Annotated in this window: 13 protein-coding genes, 1 tRNA gene and 1 pseudogene; 8 read left to right on the forward strand and 7 right to left on the reverse strand. The window is 45.2% G+C overall.

What is annotated here, in order from left to right:
- Window positions 1–96 precede the first annotated feature (96 nt).
- Window positions 97–167: transfer RNA gene (locus JUI58_RS24290), tRNA-Gly, on the reverse strand.
- 146 nt (window positions 168–313) lie between these two features.
- Here JUI58_RS24290 and glpD point away from each other — a divergent pair.
- Window positions 314–1,987 carry a glycerol-3-phosphate dehydrogenase gene (gene glpD, locus JUI58_RS24295; protein ID WP_204106438.1) on the forward strand — a complete coding sequence of 558 codons (1,674 nt, stop codon included), beginning with the start codon at window positions 314–316 and terminating at the stop codon, window positions 1,985–1,987.
- 25 nt (window positions 1,988–2,012) lie between these two features.
- Here glpD and JUI58_RS28290 read toward each other — a convergent pair whose 3' ends face one another.
- Together JUI58_RS28290 and JUI58_RS26765 are read right to left on the reverse strand one after the other, a co-directional pair.
- Window positions 2,013–2,138, reverse strand: coding sequence for a hypothetical protein (locus JUI58_RS28290; RefSeq protein WP_348539967.1), 126 nt, complete (start codon window positions 2,136–2,138; stop codon window positions 2,013–2,015).
- A pseudogene (locus JUI58_RS26765) lies at window positions 2,104–2,817 on the reverse strand (nucleoside hydrolase). Before JUI58_RS26765 ends, JUI58_RS28290 begins: the two are co-directional and overlap by 35 nt.
- A gap of 206 nt (window positions 2,818–3,023) precedes the next feature.
- Between JUI58_RS26765 and JUI58_RS24315 the strand changes: the two are divergent.
- The 5 genes from JUI58_RS24315 (at window position 3,024) to JUI58_RS24335 (ending at window position 9,756) form a co-directional block, all read left to right on the forward strand.
- Entirely contained in the window at window positions 3,024–3,251 is a 228-nt protein-coding gene (locus tag JUI58_RS24315; RefSeq protein WP_204106442.1) for a hypothetical protein, read from the forward strand.
- Entirely contained in the window at window positions 3,248–3,646 is a 399-nt protein-coding gene (locus JUI58_RS24320) for a type II toxin-antitoxin system death-on-curing family toxin (RefSeq protein ID WP_204106451.1), read from the forward strand. Before JUI58_RS24315 ends, JUI58_RS24320 begins: the two co-directional genes overlap by 4 nt.
- Window positions 3,643–4,854: a caspase family protein gene (locus tag JUI58_RS24325; protein WP_204106443.1), complete on the forward strand. Its 1,212-nt coding sequence runs from the start codon at window positions 3,643–3,645 to the stop codon at window positions 4,852–4,854. Before JUI58_RS24320 ends, JUI58_RS24325 begins: the two co-directional genes overlap by 4 nt.
- A gap of 172 nt (window positions 4,855–5,026) precedes the next feature.
- Window positions 5,027–6,484, forward strand: coding sequence for an efflux RND transporter periplasmic adaptor subunit (locus JUI58_RS24330; protein ID WP_204106444.1), 1,458 nt, complete (start codon window positions 5,027–5,029; stop codon window positions 6,482–6,484).
- A 74-nt stretch (window positions 6,485–6,558) separates the two neighbouring features.
- On the forward strand, window positions 6,559–9,756 hold the full coding sequence (locus JUI58_RS24335; protein WP_204106452.1) for an efflux RND transporter permease subunit: 3,198 nt from the start codon (window positions 6,559–6,561) through the stop codon (window positions 9,754–9,756).
- Between the two features lie 164 nt (window positions 9,757–9,920).
- On the opposite strand, the gene JUI58_RS24340 is transcribed toward JUI58_RS24335, so the two are convergent.
- The 4 genes from JUI58_RS24340 to JUI58_RS24355 all read right to left on the reverse strand — a co-directional run bounded on the left by JUI58_RS24340 (window position 9,921) and on the right by JUI58_RS24355 (window position 18,506).
- Window positions 9,921–12,638 carry a hypothetical protein gene (locus JUI58_RS24340; protein ID WP_204106445.1) on the reverse strand — a complete coding sequence of 906 codons (2,718 nt, stop codon included), beginning with the start codon at window positions 12,636–12,638 and terminating at the stop codon, window positions 9,921–9,923.
- A 60-nt stretch (window positions 12,639–12,698) separates the two neighbouring features.
- Complete coding sequence (locus JUI58_RS24345; RefSeq protein ID WP_204106446.1) at window positions 12,699–14,960, reverse strand: WD40 repeat domain-containing protein; 2,262 nt, start codon at window positions 14,958–14,960, stop codon at window positions 12,699–12,701.
- A gap of 75 nt (window positions 14,961–15,035) precedes the next feature.
- Window positions 15,036–16,949: a cyclic nucleotide-binding domain-containing protein gene (locus tag JUI58_RS24350; protein ID WP_204106447.1), complete on the reverse strand. Its 1,914-nt coding sequence runs from the start codon at window positions 16,947–16,949 to the stop codon at window positions 15,036–15,038.
- Between the two features lie 69 nt (window positions 16,950–17,018).
- A complete protein-coding gene (locus tag JUI58_RS24355; protein ID WP_204106448.1) occupies window positions 17,019–18,506 on the reverse strand; it encodes a DUF4159 domain-containing protein in 1,488 nt (495 codons plus the stop codon).
- A 674-nt stretch (window positions 18,507–19,180) separates the two neighbouring features.
- On the opposite strand from JUI58_RS24355, the gene JUI58_RS24360 reads away from it, so the two are divergent.
- Both JUI58_RS24360 and JUI58_RS24365 read left to right on the forward strand, forming a co-directional pair.
- On the forward strand, window positions 19,181–19,765 hold the full coding sequence (locus JUI58_RS24360) for a Uma2 family endonuclease (RefSeq protein WP_204106449.1): 585 nt from the start codon (window positions 19,181–19,183) through the stop codon (window positions 19,763–19,765).
- A 354-nt stretch (window positions 19,766–20,119) separates the two neighbouring features.
- Window positions 20,120–20,699, forward strand: a 580-nt coding sequence (locus tag JUI58_RS24365) for a filamentous hemagglutinin N-terminal domain-containing protein (protein ID WP_204106450.1), incomplete at its 3' end; no start/stop codon positions are given.

Here is a 20,699-nt window from a genome sequence, read left to right on the forward strand (position 1 = left end):
ATTTTCAGTTAAATTTTCAGTTAAATTTTCAGTTAAATTTTCAGTTAAATTTTCAGTTAAATTTTCAGTTAAATTTTCAGTTAAATTTTCAGTTAAAGCGGGTGACGGGAATCGAACCCGTGTCTTTTGCTTGGAAGGCAAAGGTTTTACCATTAAACCACACCCGCAAAAATTGCGCTTTCCCAAAGATAACACATTTATCGCCAATGGGGAAAAAAATTTCTGATTTTCTCAAGAATTTTTGCATCATAGGAGTGGTTATGATGGAATGGGGATGCCTCTAGCGTTTCCCATAAAGTGACAGGAGTGAATCGTGCGGAATTTTTACAATATTCAACAGGAAACTTACGATTTAATCGTGATTGGAGGGGGCGTAAACGGTGCAGGAGTAGCGAGAGATGCCGCTTTGCGGGGCTTAAAAACCATCTTAATCGAAAAAGGCGATTTTGCGAGCGGAACGTCTAGCTGGTCGAGTCGCCTAATTCACGGCGGCTTACGCTATTTGGAATATTTTGAAGTCCTTTTAGTGAGAGAGTCCTTGCGCGAGCGAGAAATTTTGCTGGGAACTGCCCCTCATTTAGTTAAACCTTTACTTTTAACGGTTCCTATCTATAGGAAGCGATCGCGCCCCTATTGGAAGATTTGGGCGGGAATGTGCCTCTACGACCTTCTCAGCTATGATAAAACCGTCCCTCCCCATCGAATGCTTCCCCAGGCAGAATTTCAACAGATTTTTCGCTGCCTCGATCCCGAAGGACTTACGGGAGGCGCTCAATATTATGATGGACAGGTGACTCGGGCAGAACGTTTATGCTGGGAAAATGTTCTCTCAGCCAAAGAAGCAGGGGCAACAGTCTTAAATTATGTTGAAGTGATGGAACTCGGACAGGAAGGCGATCGCATTTCCCAACTTCATTGCAAGGATACCCTCTCGGGAGAAGAGTTTACCGTATCGGGGAATAAGAATGCCGTAATTATCAATACGACGGGTCCTTGGGTCGATCACATCTGCCAACGCGGAAGCAATGAGGCGATCGCCAAAAAACGCAAAATGGGCGGTACAAAAGGCAGTCATATTCTCGTCCATCGTTTTCCAGGGGCTGTTGATACCTGTTTATATGTTGAAGCTAAAAGTGATAGCCGTCCCTTCTTTATTATCCCTTGGCTGGATCTCGTCTTAATTGGTACGACAGATTTACCGTTTACCGGGGATTTAGATCGCGTTAAAGCCGATGATGCAGAAATCGATTATTTATTAACTGAAACGAACAACATTATTACCACCGCAAATTTAACCCGCAAAGACGTTATTTTCACCTATTCTGGAGTGCGTCCCCTGCCTTATCAGGAAGGGAAGAAGCCAGGAGAATTAACCCGCAAACATATCCTATACGATCATCAAAAAGAAGGGGTAAAGAACATGATTTCTCTGATCGGTGGCAAGTTAACTACTTATCGCCATGTCGGGGAAGAAATGGTAGATGCAGCATTTAAGAAAATGGGGGCAAGTATTCCCCCCTGTCCTACCCTTGCCATGCCTCTTCCTGGCTGTATTCTTGCCACAGATCCTGGCATTCAAAAAACCTTAGAGGAATACGGCGATCGCATTTCCTCCGCAACAATTTATCACCTCTTTAGTCTTTACGGTTCAAAAGGTAAAGAGGTTTTAGCTTTAACCCAAGAAATGCCAGAACTTGCCGATCGCATTTCTCCCCATCTTCCCGATATTAAGGCTCAAATTGTCTATGCAGCCCAAGTAGAAATGGCAGAAACAGCAGTTGATATTCTGCGCCGTCGAACGACGATCGCCCTACAGGAAAATTATGGGTTAAATGCACTTTCTACAGTCATAACAGTTCTCTCTGAATATTGTAGCTGGAGTCAAGAACGATGCGATCGCGCGATCTCTGACTACTACACTTATATGCAAGAAAACTGTATTCCCGATTACGTCCTCAAATCTAAACAAGAACTGATAAACGTTTAAAATTACCCTAAAACCATTAAAAACCTTAGTCGATAGTAATACCGACTAAGGTTTTTAAATCTTCTAAAAAGCAGGTAAAGAAACCAGATACGTCAACATCTACTGCAACCCAAGCATTAGGGTTTTCTTTGAGAGAATGACGCATATCCATCAAAGTTTGACCTGTTGTAAATTCTCCTTTGGTTTCGATACTTACCCTAGCACGGCTAAACTGTAATGTTTCCGGATAAAACAGATAAGCTAAAGTTAGGGCATCGTGAACTAAAAACCCCTTCCGCAGCTTGAGGGTTAAAAGCCATATTAAACTCAGCATAAGGACTAATATTTCCCTGTACGTGAAAGGCTCCCCCCATAATAACAATTTCTCTAGCTAATGTGAGAATTCCGGGGCTTTTTGCTTCGGCTGCAGCGAGATTATTGAGAGGGGCAATGGCAACGATAGTAATAGCTCCGGGTTGTTCTTGGAGTTTTTCAATGATTAAATCATCAGAGAGGGGCGCATGGACAAAACTTTGACGGACTTCCGGTAAAGTTCGCGACAAGTTGCCCATACCGTCGGGTCAGTGAATGTGAGAAGCATCATTAAATCGCTTGTGAGGAACATCAACTCCTCGACCGACGGGAACATCCTCCAAATCTCCCAGTTCGAGAATCTGACAAGCGGCATTAAAGGTATATTTGGCAGGAACATTGCCTTCTGCTGTGGTGATGGCTAGTAATTCGGCAAATCCTTGCTTGACTAAACTTTGAATCCAAAATAAAGCAAAAATGTCGTCACCACCGGGGTCTGTATCGAGAATGAGCTTGAGGGGGTTGCGATCGGAAGTCATGAGAATTAATAACCAAGAATTAATATTAATATACTCCCCCACTTCCCCCAACCGAATTAGTGTTTAGCGAAACATGGAGCGACCCCTATTATTGGGCAGCATTTACCCTACAAGGCGATGGGAAAGATTAAACTATAAGATAAGATGGTGGAGATCGCCTTGTGCATTGTCCCCCCCAAAACAAGTTCTTTATGAGAAAACTAAAAATGAGTATCGAAATGCGCCAAGAAATTGCGACATTAGCCAATAAGTTACCCGATGCAGTATTACCCGATGCGATCGCCTTATTGCATTCCCTGCTCGAGAAGGAGCAAAATGGGAAGGAACACAAATCTACGAATTCCAGCAATGAAGCTGACTTCGATCGCGCAATGGCAGCCTATCAGGTAATTGGCAAAAAATATGAAAATGCTCTGCGGGAGTTGGCCAAATAAACGAACCATATTGGTTATCTAATGATGTTGTTTTAGTCATTCACGCCAAGCAAATTGAGCAACATGGAGGCAGTGCAGGAGTACGAGATGAAAATTTACTCTCTGCAAGTCTGGCCAGACCCAAACATTTATTTGCTTATGAACAACCTAATTTATTTGAACTCGCGGCGGCCTATGGATATGGAATCGCTAAAAATCACCCTTTTATTGATGGGAACAAAAGAACGGCATTTGCAGCCGCGGCCACTTTTTTGTTAGTAAATAATTATCTGCTAGATGCTCCCGAACAAGAAGCGATCGCCATGATGGAAGGGTTGGCCTGCGATCGCGAAACCCAAGCATCTTTGGCACAATGGTTAACAAATAATTCTCAAATAGAGGCACAAACAACATGATAAAATTTTCTCGTCGTCATCTCCTACAAGCCGGAGGAGCCGCCTTAACCGCTTGGGGAGTCAATCGCTGGCAATTCGATCGCTATGGCAAAGTATTAGCACAACGCACCCCGCGCAAACTGGCTTTACTGGTGGGGATTAACCAATATAGCACAGCCACGGGGCCTTTATATGGTTGCGTTAATGATGCCATTCTGCAAGCAAATTTGCTGGTTCACCGCTTCGGTTTTAACCCTGCCGATATCGTTATCCTCGATGATGCTAAAGCCACGCGACAGGGCATTCTCGATGCCTTTGAGGAGCATTTAATCAAACAGGCAAAACCAGGCGATGTGGTTGTTTTTCACTATTCCGGTCACGGTTCACTCGTTCGCGATCCTAATCCCCTTTATGTGTCTAGAATAACGGGAGAAGGTTTAAGTGGGAGTTTTGTCCCAGTCGATGCCAATTTACCCTCGAACTATCTCACGGAAGGGGGAACTGTTGCTGATATTATGGGACACACCTTATTTTTGTTGATGTCTGCGATACAAACTGATAATTTTACAGCAGTTCTCGATAGTTGCTATGCGGGGGCAACAGTTCGCAATCTTCGAGTGCGATCGCGGACTGGAGGCAATCAAATACAAGCTAAGGACCAAGAAACAGCCTATCAAAATCGATGGTTGCGTAAATTTGGCTGGTCTCCCGAAGAGTTTGTCAAGCGCTATCGTGAAGGAATAGCCAAGGGTATTGTCTTAGCTTCAACTCAACCGGATCAGACTGCACTCGATCAACAATTCAATGGCTTTGTCGCTGGTGCATTCACCTATCAACTCACGCAATATCTTTGGCAAGATAACAATAGTACCCCAGAGGAAACGGCTTTAAGTGTTGGAGGTCGAATGCAAGATAATTTGCAAAGGAATGATATTAATCACTCACAAAAACCGAAACTTTCCATCGAACCAGGGAAACCCTACGGTGATGAAGCTATCTTTTTTAGCGAAAATCCGCGATCGCCTGCCCAAGCTGTTGTCATTAAGAAAGATGGCGATCGCGTAACGGTATTATTGGGGGGTATCGATCCCGGTTTGGTGAATCCAGGTATGAAATTGACGGCGATCGGCGGGCGAGGAAGAGTGACACTGGGGAAACGAGAACAATTTTGGGCAGAAGGAACCTTTCAAGGCAGAGTTGGAGTAGGAACTTTATTGAGATTTGCTTGAACCAATGAGCAATAGCGGGTTAACAATGCCATTGATTTTGCCATTGACCGACTGTTCGGCCAAGATTTAAACTGTAGAGAATTATTCCCCACTGTTCCCGTAACTCGTTAAAATTAAAAAAAGTAACAAAACATTAAGATTCTTTTTAAATTTTCCCTCTCTGACCTGCTCCATGTTCAAATCTGGCTCTCCCAAACAATGGTTTATCGGCAAAATTCCCGTCGCGATCGGGATTGGCATTGGTTTGGCGATCGCCGTTGTTGTCGGGCAATTCATTTCTCCCTCAACCTCAGAATCGCAACCCGCAGGAAATACATCTGCCCCCGAAAAGCGATCGCCTGGTAAAGCGCAAAGTATCACCGCCGCAGAAGCCAAACTCACCCCCGTTAATCGTACCCTAGAGGCAACGGGAACCGTTAATGCTTTTGAACTGATTCCCGTAATTTCCCAAGCCCCCGGACGGACAATTATCCAAGTTTTAGTGGAGGAAGGAGCCGGAGTTAAAGCCGGACAGCCCCTCGCTATTCTAGATAGTAGCGTCCTGAGAGCGCAACTGACTCAAGCTCGAGGGAGTGTGGCGCAAGCGGAAGCACGTTTGGCAGAATTGCGGGCGGGCAGTCGGACGGAAGAAGTGACACGAGGAGAAGAAGCCGTCAAAGAAGCCAAGGGAGACGTAGTACAAGCCAAGGGAGACGTAGTACAAGCTAAGGAAGAGGTATTACAAGCCGAAGCCGATGTAAAATTAATTCAAGGGCGGGTTACAAGCAATCGCTTTTTGCAAGAAGAGGGAGCGATCGCGCGAGATCGTTTCAATGAAATCTTAAACCAAGAAACCAATATCAAGTCGAGATTGGCACAAGCCAAAGCGAGTGTGCGGAATACTGAAGCGAGTGTGCGAAATGCTGAAGCGCGCGTGCGAAATGCTGAAGCAAGTCTGACGGAACTAAAAAGAGGTCCCCGTCCCGAAATTATTACCCAAGCAGAGGCACAATTGGCACAAGCAAGGGGGCAAGTAGATGTCATCTCCGCCCAACTCGAGGATATGCGGGTGGTTGCCCCTCGTAGCGGCATCGTCGCCGAAAGGAATGCCCGCGTCGGGGATATTACTTCCTCCTCCGATCGCCTTTTTACCATTATTGAAAATGCCCGCTTAGAACTTCTCCTGAAAGTACCTGAAACCCAAATCGGGCAAATTAAATCTAATCAACCGGTGCGTATTACCTCCGATGCTAACCCCGATCTGCGCTTGCTGGGGCGAGTGCGAAACCTCGATCCCCTCGTAGATGAAGAATCTCGCCAAGCCACGGTTAAAGTCGATTTGCCGAGGACAGGGGGATTAAAACCAGGAATGTTCCTGCGAGGGGCGATCGTCACCTCCGCCGAGTCTGGAGTCACAATTCCCGCCGGTGCCGCCCTACCGCAAGAAGATGGTACTGCGATTGTTTTCGTCATTCAAAGCGATAACACCGTAGTCTCGCAACCCGTCACCCTGGGGGGAATTTTACCCGACGATCGCATCGAAATTCTTTCCGGCTTAACTTTAGGCGATCGCGTGGCCGTCAAAGGCGCACCTTACCTTAAAAATGGCGATCTTGTTGAGATTGCCAGTGAATCTTTCACAACTGAATAAAACTTCTCCAGCGTCCCCCTACCAGGGGAAGAGTGGAGGTCAAGCAAAAACAACAACAACAACAAATAACAGAAATGTCTTTTCACGTTTCTTCTTGGTCGATTAGAAATCCCGTCCCCACCCTCGTAATGTTCCTCATTTTGAGCATTGTCGGGGCAATGTCCTTTTTCTCCTTGGGGATCGACTCTGAACCCAATATTGATTTTGCCCTCGTCCAAGTGACTGTCACCCAACAGGGGGCGGGACCTGTGGAAATGGAAACCCAAGTCACCAAAAAAGTTGAAGATGCCGTAGCGGGTTTGGGAGACATTGATGAAGTACAATCCACCGTCACCGATGGGCGATCCACAACTGTTATTCAATTTACCCTCGGTACCGACAGCGATCGCGCCACCAACGACGTTCGTAATGCTATTACCCAAATTCGTACCGATCTGCCCCAAGATGTCAACGAACCCATCGTAGAACGCTTGGAATTTGTCGGCGGATCGATTATGACCTATACCGTCTCCTCGGATAAACTCAGCGTTGAAGAATTAAGCGATTTCGTCGATCGCAAAGTTGCCCGCGCCCTCTCTAGTGTGCCTGGGGTGTCCCAAATTGAACGCTTGGGGGGAGTCGATCGCGAAATTCGCGTTAATCTCAGCGATCGCCGCTTGCAGGCTTATGGTATTACAGCCACGGAAGTCAACGCGCAAATTCGTAACTTTAATATCAACTTACCAGGAGGGCGATCGGAAGTAGCAGGAGGGGAACAAAATATTCGTACCCTCGGCAGTGCCGAAACCGTTGCAGATTTAAGGGATTATCGCATTGTTCTCCCCAATGGATCGACGGTTGCTTTATCCAGTTTGGGGGAAGTCGTTGATGGTTTCGGCGATCCCAGACAAGCCGCATTTCTCAATAATCAACCCGTTGTCGCCTTTTCCGTTTTGCGAAGTACGGGAACAACCTTGGTAACAGTAGAACAAGGGGTAATTAAGGAAATTGAAAAGCTAAAAGCAACCCTCTCGGATGATATTAAATTTACCCTTAATTTCACGAGGGGAGATGAAATTCGCATTTCCTATAATTCTACGTTTAGCGCTTTGTTAATTGGGTCGGTTTTAACCGTGTTGGTGGTGGGAGTTTTCCTGCAAAATTTGCGGATGACCTTTATTACAGCTTTAGCACTTCCTCTCTCAATTATTCCCACCTTTTGGGTCATGCAGGCTTTAAATTACACCCTCAACGGCATGACCTTACTGGCGTTGGCGTTGGCGATGGGGAACTTAGTTGATGATGCCATTTGCATGATCGAAAACATCGATCAGCATTTGCTAATGGGGAAAAAGCCCATACAAGCCGCTACGGATGGGGCCAGGGAAATTGGTTTAGCGGTGATTACCACGACGGCAACAATTGTCGCGGTATTTCTCCCCGTCGCATTTATGGGGGGCATTCCAGGGCAGTTTTTTCAACCCTTCGGTGTAACTGTTGCTGTCGCGACCATGTTTTCTACCTTAGTCGCAACGACGATGACCCCCATGTTGAGTGCTTATTTATTGCAGCCAAAACCAGCAACTAGCAACAGAACGATCGCCCCCCCCCTTGATAAGGGAGGAAATGGGAATGGGAAATTGACTCATCTGCGATCGCTAGATCCTTATCGTCAGGAATTTCAAGAGGCGATCGCCCCCACTCCTCCCAAACGTCGCCGCATTTATCGCAGTATGTTAACCTGGGCCTTGCGCCATCGCATCACCACGTTACTCATCGCCCTCGCCTTTTTTATTGGTAGTTTGCAACTGGTTCCTTTTATTCCCAAAGGTTTATTTGCAGGGGGAGATATGGGCTTGAGTCTCGTTTCTGTGGAATTACCTCCCGGATCGACTTTAGAAGAAACCACCGCAGTTCTGAAAAAAACCACAGCGCTTTTATTAGATAATCCAGCAGTAGACAATGTTTTAGCCAATGCAAGCGATATCAATTCTGGTACAGCTTACATCAATTTAGTGCCGAAATCAGAACGCATTCATCGCTTTGAATTTGAGCAAGAAATGCGGAAAATTTTCCAACAAATACCAGGGGCGAGAGTCTCTTTTCAAGCTCAAGGAGGGGCAGGAAATTCTAAGGATTTATCGATTCTTTTAAAGAGTGAAAATCCTACCAGTTTGGCAACAACCGCAGAAGCCCTAGAACGGCAAATGCGGGAAATTCCGGGATTCGTGGATGTAACTTCCAGTCTCAGTTTAGTGAAGCCGGAAATCGTCATCGATCCGAACCCCGATCGCGCTGCTGACTTAGGTGTTTCCGTCCAGGCGATCGCCCACACCGCTTCTCTGGCTTTAATTGGCGATACCGAATCCAATTTAGCCAAATTTAATTTAAGCGATCGCCAGATTCCCATCCGCATCCAAATTGACTCGGATCTCCGCAAGGATATCGAAACCCTAAAAAACTTGCGAGTTCCCAGTTCTAACGGTGGACTGGTTCCCCTCTCTGCTGTTGCAACCATCCGTTGGGGAAGCGGTCCCGCCGAAATTAAACGCTTCGATCGCAGCCGTCAAGTCTCGTTAGATGCCAATTTAGAAGGATTGGCTTTAGGGGATGCGGTGGACATGGTGCGGGCATTACCAGCGATGCAACTCCCTCCCGATGTCACAGAAGAACCCGTGGGAGATGCAGAGATCATGCGAGATATTTTCTCTCGTTTTGTCGGGGCATTATTATTGGCAATCTTATCGATTTATGCCATTTTAGTTTTGTTGTATAACAATTTTCTCTATCCTTTGGCAATTCTGGCGGCTTTACCTTTATCTTTTGGTGGGGCGTTTTTAGGACTATTGGTAACGCAAAAAGAACTCGGACTCTTTGCCCTCATTGGTATCGTTCTCTTAATGGGATTAGTGACCAAAAATGCCATTCTTTTAGTTGATTTTACCCTAGATGCCATGAAGCAAGGTAAACCTCGCTTTAAGGCACTAATTGAGTCCGGGGTTTCCCGCTTCCGTCCCATTGTGATGACCTCTCTTTCTACGATTGCGGGAATGATTCCTATCGCCCTTGAATTTGGCGGAGATGGAGAGGTTCGCAGTCCTATGGCGATCGCGGTCATTGGCGGTTTTACCACTTCTACTTTGTTAACATTAGTCGTGATTCCGGTAATCTTTACTTATGTCGATAATGTCGTCCAGTTTCTCTTGAATTTCTTTCGACAGGACAAAGATTCGCAACCTCCCACAGATTTAGCCGAAGAAACTCCAGTAGAAGTTATTACGAGAAAAAATTAATCTCTCTTAAAAGTATAATATCAAATCCGCATGAATACTATCATTAAAAATCTAAGGCGCAAGCATTTGCCCTGTACGTTGGGTTTGGGAGGTAGGGGTGCAATGCTTGCACCCTGAAATTATGACCCATTAACCGGATTTGATATAACCATTGGCGATCGCCCTTAATACAAAACAGGAGGTAATTCCGTTGGTGGTGGTGCATTGCGATCGCCTGGCACCGGTGGCGACCCATCGGGAGGAGTCGGTAGGGGAGGTGCTTCCTCAACCGGGGGCGCAGTGGGAAGCGGCGGCGCGTCAGGCTTACTGGGAGAGGCTTTAGGCGGTGCAGGAGGAACTGGAGGTGTAACGGGAGGAACTACGGGAGGAACTACGGGTGTGCCTGCGGGTGCGCCCGCAGTTCCTCCCCCTTTCTCTCGCACAAAAGTATCGATCGCCACAGAACGAGTCACAGATTTTCCACTACTATCTGATGCAACCAGTGTGAGAGTTGTAGTCCCTGGATCTTGCGCCAAAGGAAAGGCGATCGTACCTTCCGGAGAAACTGTTCCAGGTGAAGGTTGCAATTCAACCTTTAATCCTTCTCCTCCCTTTACCTTCCAAGCTAAAGTGAGTAAAATCGGTTCTGCCTTCAATTCGACAACATATTTAGGCAACGCTTCCGCACCATTGATGGTAAATTCAAGAATCTCAATCGGAATGAGAACAGGTTCAATTTTAATGGGGTCTGTTTTCACCGTTTCTGCTGGTTCTGCTTCCGCACTGCGAGGAATTGGCGTTAATTCAAAAACATAAGTTCCGGCTTGAATCGCTCCCGTGACAACACTGCGACAAACCAGTTCAAAATCTTGGACTTGACAAACCTCCCGCAATTCCTCTGGCAATCCCTCACTAAAATCATAAATTTTTAAAGGGCTGTTAACAATACCTTCGGGATCTCGCGCCACCAATCTCAACTCTTGCAATTGTTGAACATTAGTAACTTTCCAGTTTAAAAGAATCCCCCGATCGCCAGGCTCTTTTGGTTTAGAAGTGTTGGCATTATTGGGAGGTGGCAAAGCAGATGGATTTGGGCTTGCTTCTTCTGCTTGAGTATTTGCAGGAGGAAGACTAAAATTACTGGTTTTTTCATTGGCTTCTTGCTCTCTTCCTTGTTCCTGATTTTCCGTTCCCGGATCGTCATCACTTAAAGGTTCTTCCTCATTTCCCACAACATAAGTAGGCTGTGTAGACGTAAATTCGATCGCGCGAGGCTGAGGAATAGGAAGCATCCGAATAATATTGGTTTCCATGGAAACCGAACCGCTACGAGTGCGGAAAATGCGAGCCAGAAATCCTCGACGGCGTTGAGGAATCGGTGTTGCAGTCAGGGTAAAAATATAATCTCCCGCTTGGCGACCGTCGGTGGGGACATTAATGCAAATTAAACGCACGTCAATCGTACAAAAATCTTCTAAGGCTTCCGGAATTCCTTGAGTGAGATCGTAGGTGACAGCACGGCTGATAACAACTCCATCTGGGGCAAGTCCTTCCACTTTAAGGGATTGTAAGCGATTCGGATTTACGATCTGCCAATTCAGGCGCACAACATCTCCATTTTCCTCACTATAGAAACTACTTTGAGGGGAAAAATCGATAATTTCTGGAGGCGCAGGAGGACGAGGAAACAAGAGCCAGACGAGAAAAACCAGCCCTCCTAACATCAGTAAACTGATTAAAAAGACCAGTAAAAATTGCCACCAAGGGCGACCTTCAATAATTAAAAGTCCTGGAAAGCGCTTGACAATCAGGGGAAGAGCTTCGAGATCTTCAATTTCTATAGCAAATTCAACAGTTTCAGCATAAAAAGAGCGCTTCCATAATTGAGTCACTTCCACTTCAATACTAGAAGCCGCCGAACCCGTAGGGGATAGTTTCAGTAATTGGGGTTCGACGGTGACTATATGCCGCTTTTCCTCTTCAAAACCCGTAACTCTGACCTGTACTTCGCGATCGGTGTTGCCGCTATTGTGGAGAAAGAGGGTATAAAGTCCAGGTTGTTTTTTGATTTTGCCAATGATGGTGGCCAGTTCTGCTGTGAGGAGATAAACCGGAAGAACTTGAATATAAATAACATCGAGGAGAACGAGATCGGGATTATTGGCGGACTTTAAGGAAATTGTTGGCGTATAAATGCCTGCTTTTGTATTGGCTGGGGGTGTAATAACTAAACGAATGGTACCGCGATCGCCGGGGTTGAGTTCTAAGCGCTGTTCGGTAATCAGCAGTCCCCCTGGAGAAAAGCGATCTTCATAGATAATTTTGCACCATTCTTGTTCCAAATCCGGACAGAGTAGGCGAAAGTGATCGACGAGATCGGAACGATTATCCACCGTAACTGTTACTTCAAAAGATTGTTCCTGTTGTAGAGGAACGGGGCTTTCCGAGGAAGTGGGGGGAATGAGGCCAAAAGTCGGATCGCTAGAGATGCGAGATTCTTGAACATAAGGAAGAACCTGCATCCGGCGATCGAGAAGGAGGGGAGTCTCTTCGGGATGGTGTTGAGGTGCATCAATAACTAGGACATATTCATAACTACCAGGAGGGGTATCAATGGGAATATCAAAGTTAAAAAAGACCTCGCTACTTTGACCTTGACCGAGGGCTAATCGCTGTTCTGGTAGGATGCACCATTCTCGGACAGAGTGGGAGGTTTCGTCAATGAGAACATTAATCGCCGGGCTTTTATCTGCATCATTAATGATAGTGACGCTGAGTTCGCAAGTGTCTCCCGCCGTCACGGAGATATCTCCCAAAGGATTGAGAATAATGCCGAACGGGCCGCCAACAGTTTTCGTGTATCGTTTTCGTGTCGATTCCGCCGTCGCTTGGGGGTCAACCATGTCAGTTATCAGTTATCAGTTATCAGTTATCAGTTATCAGTTATCAATGTTGCCTTTTGCCTATTTATCATTTTGGCTCTGATTAGGATGAAGATTATGATTGATGGCATCACAACTCAACTCGGGTAAGCGTTTAGTTCGACTGACTCGGAATTGAGTATCGTCGCTGCCGCTTGCAACATAAAGCCAATCTTTGCCTTGTCTGGTATTAACGCTATTAATTTTCGGATAAACTTCTTTTTTGTTGAAAAACCAGCCTTCCTTAACAGGATAAGAGCGAGCTAATTCAATGCCTTTGGGGTATTGTACCCCGGCTCGAGAACCATCGGGAGAAAGAGGCCACAGCACCACTCGACCATCATCCCCTCCACTGGCCAAATAGCAACCATCTCGACTCAGGGAGACCGATCGCACGGGGCGATCGCCATGACCGTCAGACCAGCGATCGATGATTTGGCAAGTGCCTGTGCCAGATAAACAAGTGTTTAAATTCCAAAGTGTAATCTCGCCTTGATTATCGGCGGTGGCGAGAAGACCGGGACGCAGTTCGGCGGTAGCCAGACTAAAAATATAATCGTCTTTTCCCCCTTTGCGATAGGGCAGCACTCGAGTTTGATTGGTTTTCATGTTCCAAAGTACCAATTGATTAAAGCGTCCAGCAATAGCCAGAATATCATCTTTGCGATCGACCAATTCCAAGGCATATACCGCAAAATCCATCTGTTTTTCCAAACTAGGACGCTTGGGGGGATGATCGGTGTTTCGCAAGTCGTCGAGGGTATATTCCACATTCCATTTCAAGACTAAACCGCTCCCGTGGCCGCTCAAGAGATAGCGTGAGTCGCGGGTGAAGGTGAGGGCTAAAACCCGGTCGTCTTTGCGATAGACAAAAGAATCGAGAAGGCGCATTCTTGATAAGGAGTCCCAAAGTTGAATCTCGCCATTTTCCAAACCTGCCGCGATCGCGTTATTGTCTACAGGTTTATAACGAACCACCCGCACGGCTTTATCGGTTGCCCCAACAATGCCAATTTCCGGGTTGACCAAGTTCCAAGATTCAAAGCCGCTAATATTCCACATCCGAATGGTGCGATCGTTTGAGCCGCTAATGGTGGAACTTGCATCCCCATCCACAGCCACGGAATTGACGGCGGCTTGATGACCGAACCAAGAGTTTTCTGGGTTAAAATAAGACAGTTTCCAAGCGAAATAGATTAGGGCGGGTATGCCTAGCACGATCGCCCAGAGCGGCACGATCGGGGACACTTTAACTCTTAAAAGTTGCCGACCTGGGCTAGTATTCCCCACCCGTCGATCCGAGAGGATGGCTTCAAAATTGAGGAGGAGTTGTCTGGTGAATCCTAACAAAGGACGGCGCGATCGCACGGTGACTTCCATTGATTTACTGTCTCCTGGCAGCAGTTCCAGTTGTTCCGGTTCAATTTGCACAGATGTGGCAACTGTTAGCATTTCTACCCCTTCTTCCAATTGAACGGCGATTTTCTGATCGAGGTTGCTGCGGTTGTCAAAGTTGAGTTGAAAGTTAACGGGAGGGGCATTCCAACCCGGCAGAAATCCCCATTTTTTGGGAATATTTTCTTGTTTATTTTCGCAGTGAAACTCAATCATCCCTTCCGGCGCAATTTCTAAGTTGGCTTCAATGAAAGTCGGAGGAGCTTTTCCTCGACTGGCTTGAATTTTAAAGGGATAGACGCGGGCAATGGCTGCGTGGGTTGCGGGTAGTTGGCAGGAAAAAAAGGTTTCGGCTTCTTTACCGGCTCCCACGGGCAGGTATTTTTCAACGCCGCGATCGAGCCATTTCGGATTTAAGCCTTGTAGGTGTAAGGTTGCATTGGTGGGAAGTTGACTGGGGTTAAAGACCTCTACTGGGATATCGATTTGCTCTCCTGGTTTAGCGAGGAATTCTTTGACGGGCATCTCTAAAACGAGGGGAACTTCGCGATCGCTTTGCTCCACATTCAAGCGCAAAATTTCTCGGTCTTCGTCGGCCAAGTCCATTGAGAAAATACGCACGGTCAAGTTCATCAAACCCACAAAACCAGGAATGGGAGTGTCAATAATAGTTACTATAAATTTAGTTGAATCTCCTGGGGGATTTTTGGTACTCACTTCGGGATGAATGGAATACCAATTGCGGCGATCGCCAGCAGTATCGGCTCCGGCGGCGGTAATTTCAATTTGAAAGCCGGCAAAGCGATCGCTTTGATTGATTGCGGTAATCTCAAAGCTGGCGACTTTATCTCCTGGTTTAAAAGCAAGTTCTTTCGGAAAAATATATGTTTCTACGTTTTTTTGTTTCATTTTTAATCAGGAAGAGAAGAATCTGTTTTCTGTTGAATTTTGGGAGATATAGACAGTAATTTTAAAGTTTATGGGTTAACTTTGAAATGAAAAAATTCGCTTGCGTATCCAGTTTAAAGGATTGCTGTTAAAACTTTCTTCATCATCTAAAAGTCCCGCCGCTTTCAGTAATTGTTTGCGTTCCTCCAATTCTTCTTGATGTTCGCAAAGCTGTTGAGCAATCTCCTGACCAATATCGGGATATTCTTGTAAAAAGAGTTGAAACCCTTGGCGATCTAAAACAAATAATGATGTTTCTTCTAAAGTTTTTACCGTGGCCGTTCGGGGAATTCCCAGAAGCAAGGAAAGTTCGCCAAAGAAATCTCCTCCTGACAGGTTGGTGAGAAATTTATCCAGTTTTTCAATATAAATTTTAACTGAGCCTTGGAGAATTAAATAGAAGGATTCTCCTAGGTCATCTTCGTGAAAGAGAATTTCATTTTCTTGTAAGATTTGTTTTTGTCCCAAAGCAATCAATTTTTGCAAGTTTTGCTCAGAAAAGGAAGCAAAATATTGGACTTGTTTTAATTGTTCCGACAAGCTGCGACCATGACCGTTGCTTTGAGAGTTACTGAAGCGATCGCGCATAGTTCGCGATCGCTTCAGCAAATCGCTGATAGTTGTCGGGTCATAGCGTCTGCGATCGTTACTCTTGCGTTTAGCCTGGAGAACTTCATTTTCCAACTCCGACATCTGTTGTTTCAAGTTGGCTTTACTCGCACCAACCACCGTGGCCATATTCTGAAACACTCGTGCCAATTCTCCGACCTCATCTTGGCGCTCTATAACTTTAGTGAGCGTAGCTGGCTCAAAACGATCTTCTTCAATTGCTTTAGCAGCCCAGTTTAAAGATTGAATGGGTTTAATAATCCATTTTGCCGCCAATAAGCCCATAATTGTAGCTAGTATGGCGATCGTCCCGCCGACAATTAAGGTTGAACGCACACTGGCAAGAATGACCGAAGAAAAATCTGTTTCAGGAATAGCAACAACAATGAGCCAATCGATGCCTCGTCCATCCTTTATCGGCATTACGCCGATATATTGAGAGGTTTTATCGGCAATTAATTTAAAATATGTTTCTTCATCAAGGGATAGAGTCTGATTTTCAACTCTCTCGAATATCGCTTGACTCACTTTTTTGATTAACGGATCGGAACTGTCACGAACATTCAATCGCTCTTGCTCGCCGTCAACAACAATAAAAGGTGATTCCCCTAAAGAATTACCCACTATTTGACCATTCCGTTCGATGATAAATGCTTCTCCTTGGGGGGAAATGTAAAGCTCTTCCAAGAACCCACTAATATCATTGAGGACGATATCATTGCTAAATACACCTTGGAGAACCTTGTTTTTGTTATAGACTGGAAAGGTAGCCGTCATACCCAATGCACCGCTCCCAGCAAAGACATAAATCTCACTCCATACTGCTTTTCCTGCTTTTACTGCACTTTTATACCAAGGGCGATCGCGGGGATCGTAGGGTATAGTTTTGAGCAGGCGATCGGGTTGTCCGGGTTGAATTCGATAAATGTTCACATTAGAACCAGTGGACTCATCTCGCTGATAAAATTCTAAATCTTTGTAGTTGCTTACATCTAAAAAAATGCCAGCATATTGTCCTTGTTCGTTGCCATAGCCAACTCCACTACTCATCTTGGGAACGGTTTGGGCAAAAATGTTTCTGAGGGTATCAAAATCATTAATATCTAAACCTGTACCTTTAATGTAGGCATCATTAAACGCTAAAAGTTGTTGGGGATCGCCTAAAAATTCTTGTACATAGGCTTCAATTGCTCGAGTGGTCTGCAAATTAATTTTCTCTGCGAGATTATCAACAGCTTTGCGTCCGTTAATATAGCCAAAATATCCGGTTACGGCAATGGAGGCGAGAATGGGACTAACAATCAGAATTGGTATGGTTCTATTGATGGATAAAAAAGGCATAATTTCAAGATTTTTCCTCGATAAATTAAATAATAAAATTAGGCGATCGCCTAATTTTATGACTATAGATTAAGATTTCTTGCTGAGATCGAAAGGATGAGAGACTGGTTCTGCTGCTGTTCCGAGATTCTCCGATCTTGTTTCAAGGTTAGATAAGGTAGATAAGGCAACTTGCCATTGTATGAGTTGTTTTCTGCGCCAGGCAAAATAGAGAATATTAACCCCTAATTCCTGAGCCGATCGCAAGGTTTCTCGAGGCAAGATAATATTCTTATTTAATCCCCATGCTTGGCAAAGATTGCTAATGGAGAGGATGACACCGCCACCCACCGCCAGATAGGTTAATTTTTGTTGGATAATGGGGGGTGCTGAAAAAGGAAAAGGTTGCCTTTGCAAGGGGCAATCTAAACCGATTAAAGATTCTAGAGTCTCTCCAGAATACTGTGCCAATATTTCTAAATTGGGAAAAACTTGAGAAACTTGGCTCGAAAGCTCCAGTTGCAAGGCATTAAGTTCGGCGATCAATTCCGGTTGTGATGCAATTAAGTCTGGATCTTTTTCGCTGGCGGCGATCGCGCTATAAAGTTCCTTTTGAATCTTGAAGACTTCGACTAAATCTGGGGGTTCCTCGATCGCATCTACCAGAATTGTCCCTCCCGATTGCAAATAATCTCTCAGGGCAAACTCTTCGGCCTCTGTCAAAGGCGGATCGCCACTTACAGGCCAATAAAGGAGGTGATATTTTTCTAATCCTAGGGCATCTTCTCGGTATTCCAACCCCAAAGTATCGGTTTGAGGGGAGAGGATTGGGCGAATTGACTCCAAAGAGTTACTACCGCATAAAGTTGGGGCAAGTCCTGGGGCGGCTTCCAAGAGGGCGTTAAATTGAGCAAATTTTTCTTCGCTTTCTGGGGAGGTGCTGGCGTGTCGAATTCCTGCCACTTCGATGAGGACTTGAGGATGCGATCGCGCCATTTGCCGATATAAAAAATTTGGCTGACAGGGTTGGGGTTGAAAAACATTAACCGCCGGCTGCAATTCTACGGGTAAAATAACTCCCGTTGACCTATGGGCGGGCAAGGTAATGCGACACAATTCTACATCTGCCTCGGTTGGGGGATCGGTTTTCTCATCAAGGCGAAAGGTTTCCTCAACTAAATCTCCCGACTGTTTGTGGCCGAGGTTATCGGGATCGACGTAGCGAAGGACCAGATAAACCTCAAGGGGTTTTGGGGAACGATTTTCTGAGGCTAGGCGAAACTCAATCGCTTGAGAAACGATAATGGGATTACCAAAAATATCAATGGCAATGCCGGGCTGAATTTGCAACCAACGGCGATCGCGGTATTGGCTGCGAATCTCTTCTGGAGGGTCTATCGTACTAACTCCTAACCCCTCGACAATTCCCGATTGATTGAGAGATTGATAGTGCAAATTCTGGCGCAAGCGATGGTACTGATGAGCCAAACGCCATCGCTTGGCATTCATTAATAAACCGTCGGATACTTGTAGCCGTTTTAACGGTTGACGAGGCGGAGGAGACCAGGACTGTGTCATCGGTAATTCCAACAAAATCTTATTATTGTTTAAGCCTGATGGAGATATTCCTTCAGCACTATTTTCTTCATCAGAAAAATTGGGAGCTAAAAAGAAAACACGATTTCCGTGATTCTACCTTGTATCTTATCCGATCGCGGTTTAATGAAGAAATTAGGATTTACGCAATTCAATAATATTTTGCCCCCTGGCCCCCAATCAACACTCTTAAACCAGCTACAGACTCAAGCCCAGCAAGCCATTAAGGGGGACGGGAGGGCGATCGAAACGTATCCTATTTGTAACTAGCAACTCGGGTTAATAGGTCATAATTTCAGGGTGCAAGCATTGCACCCCTACCCCAGAAATCCAACTGTAGTGGGAGCGTCTCGCTCCCTAGATTTTAAATGATCGCTCCCTAGATTTTAAATGATCGCTCCCTAGATTTTAAATGATCGCTCCCTAGATTTTAAATGATCGCTCCCTAGATTTTAAATGATAAGCTAAAACACATTTAAACAACGGATCGCTAGCGACCAAGATGGTCGCACTCCAAGGTTTTTGGGATTCTTGATAATGTCGTTTAGATGCTGAACAGCTTAGTATTCATGAAGAAAATGAAGATTCTTCCCTTCAGAGCGATCGCATTATATTTATGGTAAAACTGTAAATATTGATGAGGCGCTTACCCAACCATGATTGCAGATCAAGAACATTACCCCACCTTAACTCCTGAAGAATACTTTGCTTGGGAGGAAAAGCAATTGGAAAAACATGAATATATTGATGGCCAAATTTATGCTATGAGTGGTGGTAGCAAAAACCATAGTTTAATCTCTGTTAGATTTATTACTTTGTTTTCTAATCACTTAGAAGGAAGTGGCTGTGAAACTGGAAATTCAGACCTGAGAATCAATCTTGTAGAAACCAACGATTATACTTATCCTGATGTCAGTGTTACTTGTGATGAGCGCGATAAAACTACAACACAATATATTACCTATCCTTGCTTAATTGTTGAAGTTTTATCAAAAAGTACAGAAGCCTACGATAGGGGTGGAAAGTTTAGAATATATAGCCAGAATCCTGAATTAAAAGACTATCTACTGGTTAGTTCTACCTGTATTGAAATGGATTTATATCATAAAAAAGACACAGGGGAATGGGTAATTATTAACTATAAAGAAGGAGACACCATAGAACTTAAAAGTATTAATCTGAGTTTCCCCATTGAACAGGTTTATCGGGGTCTAAAAAATATTATCTCCGAAGAGTTATAAAGAAACATTGCAAAAATAAACGGGTGCATCTCAAAATTGCAAATTTACAGGACTCTCAAATTTACAGGACTCTCAAATTTACAGGACTCTCAAATTTACAGGACTCTCAAATTTACAGGACTCTCAAATTTACAGGACTCTAGGGAGCGAGACGCTCCCACTACTGTAAAATAGTGCGATCGCTTTCTAATTCTGCAAAGAATTGAGAATCTCTGGGAAGGCATCAATTACACTCATCCTGGCAACTAAAGGCTATTCTCTCCCGAAGAGTAAATTGTAAAGAAATCGCAAAAAAATAGACTATCTAACTTTCAGGGATTATACTGAAAAACAAAAATTTCCCAGTCCCCCACCGTGAAAAAACTCAAACTGCCAAAACTCCTGTCTCTCCTCCTGTTAACTTGGTTAATCGGAGCAAAACCCCTCACCGCCCAGGCGCAAACATCCATCACAGCAGCCCCTGACGGCACCGGGACAATAATCAACTACAACGGCAACACCTACCATATCAACGGCGGCACCCAAGCCGGAGCTAACTTATTCCACTCGTTTCAGGAATTCGGACTCAACCCCCAAGAAATCGCCAACTTTCTCTCCAACCCCAACATCCTCAACGTCGTGGGAAGAGTCACGGGAGGAAACCCCAGCATTATCCAAGGACTGATTCAACTCACAGGAGGCAACTCAAACCTGTTCCTGATGAACCCCTCGGGCTGGGTCTTCACCCAAGGGGCAAGTTTAGACGTACCCGGCAGTTTTGGAGCTACCACCGCCACCAGAATCGGCTTTGGCAATAACTACTTCAACGCCTACGGAGACAACGATTACAGCCAACTCATCGGTAGCCCGACAAGTTTAATATTTGACCAGAATAACCCCAGTTGGATCGTCAACGAAGCCGATCTAGCCGTACCTGCTGGAGAAAGTCTTTGGA

This window comes from Spirulina sp. CCY15215, assembly GCF_016888125.1.
In the GTDB taxonomy this organism is placed as follows: Bacteria; Cyanobacteriota; Cyanobacteriia; order Cyanobacteriales; family Spirulinaceae; genus CCY15215.